Source organism: Curtobacterium sp. B8 (genome assembly GCF_000333315.1).
GTDB lineage: Bacteria > Actinomycetota > Actinomycetes > Actinomycetales > Microbacteriaceae > Curtobacterium > Curtobacterium luteum.
The window spans coordinates 1-1,216 of record NZ_BACW01000536.1 but is presented as its reverse complement, the minus strand read 5'-3'; the positions used below and the strand labels follow the sequence as shown (position 1 = coordinate 1,216).

At 71.9% G+C, this 1,216-nt stretch carries 1 protein-coding gene; it reads right to left on the bottom strand.

Annotated elements, in window-relative coordinates; all coding sequences use genetic code 11:
* Positions 1–130: 130 nt before the first annotated feature.
* The gene (gene dhaK, locus I59_RS14230; protein WP_022904440.1) at positions 131–1,132 is read right to left on the bottom strand and encodes a dihydroxyacetone kinase subunit DhaK; all 1,002 of its coding nucleotides are present in this window, start codon (positions 1,130–1,132) and stop codon (positions 131–133) included.
* Positions 1,133–1,216 lie beyond the last annotated feature (84 nt).

Genomic DNA, 1,216 nt, shown 5'->3' with positions numbered 1-1,216 from the left:
GCGCGGTGGTCGTCGATGGTCGCTGCCGAGCGACGCACCCAGTCGATGGCCCATGCGGTGTCGAGCGCCAATGCGGTGTCCCTTCCTGCGGCCGGCCCGTGTCCCGGGCCGGGGTCGTGGTCCGGCGGGGTCAGCGGCCCCAGCGCAGGGCCGGCGTCTCCACCGGGGCGTCCCAGAGTGCGGTGAGTTCGTCGTCGAGCACCGTGACGGTCAACGAGAACCCCTGCATCTCGAGGGACGTGACGTAGTTGCCCACCAAGCTACGCGTGACCTCGTGGCCGCGGGCGGAGAGGACCTCCTCGGCGCGTCGGTAGGCGATGTAGAGCTCGGACTGCGGCGTCCCGCCCATGCCGTTCACGAGGAGCAGCAGCTTCGAGCCCGCGGGGGCGTCGAGGTCGGTGAGGATCGGCTCGAGCACCCGGTCGACCAGCTCGTCCGCCGGCGCCATCGGGATGCGCTCGCGCCCCGGTTCGCCGTGGATGCCGATGCCGAGCTCGACCTCGTCGTCCGCGAGCGTGAACGACGGCTCGCCGGCGTGCGGCACCGTGCCGGAGGACAGGGCGAGCCCCATGGACCGGGTGACCTCGTTGACGTGGCGCGCGACCGCGGCGACGGCATCCAGGTCGTCCCCGCGCTCGGCCGCGGCACCGGCGCACTTCTCGACGACCACGGTCCCGGCGACCCCGCGGCGGCCGGCCGTGTAGAGCGAGTCCTGCACGGCGACGTCGTCGTCGACGACGACGGACTCGACGCGGACGTCGTCCATCCCGGCGAGCTCGGCGGCGGTCTCGAAGTTGAGCACGTCGCCCGTGTAGTTCTTGACGATGTGGAGCACGCCCGCTCCCCCGTCGACGGCCTTCGTCGCCGCGACGATCGGGTCCGGGGTGGGACTCGTGAACACCGGCCCGGGGACGGCCGCGTCGAGCATGCCGTACCCGACGAATCCGGCGTGGAGTGGTTCGTGCCCGCTGCCCCCGCCGCTGACGATCCCGACCTTGCCGGAGACCGGTGCGTCCGCCCGGTGGAGGTGGATCGGGTCCTCGACCAGGACCACGTGCCCGGCGTGTGCACGGGCGAAGCCGCGGACGGTCTCGTCGACCACGGCGTGCGGGTCGTTGATGAGCTTCTTCATGCGGAACTCCTTGTGTCGACGGTGACGCGTTCACCCTACAGCGGCCGACCGTTCGGCCCATGTGCACGTTCGTGCACCACGATC

What these genes read in the sequence shown, in the direction of transcription:
- dhaK (WP_022904440.1), bottom strand. Translation starts at nt 1,132, where the DNA reads ATGAAGAAGCTCATCAACGACCCGCACGCCGTGGTCGACGAGACCGTC.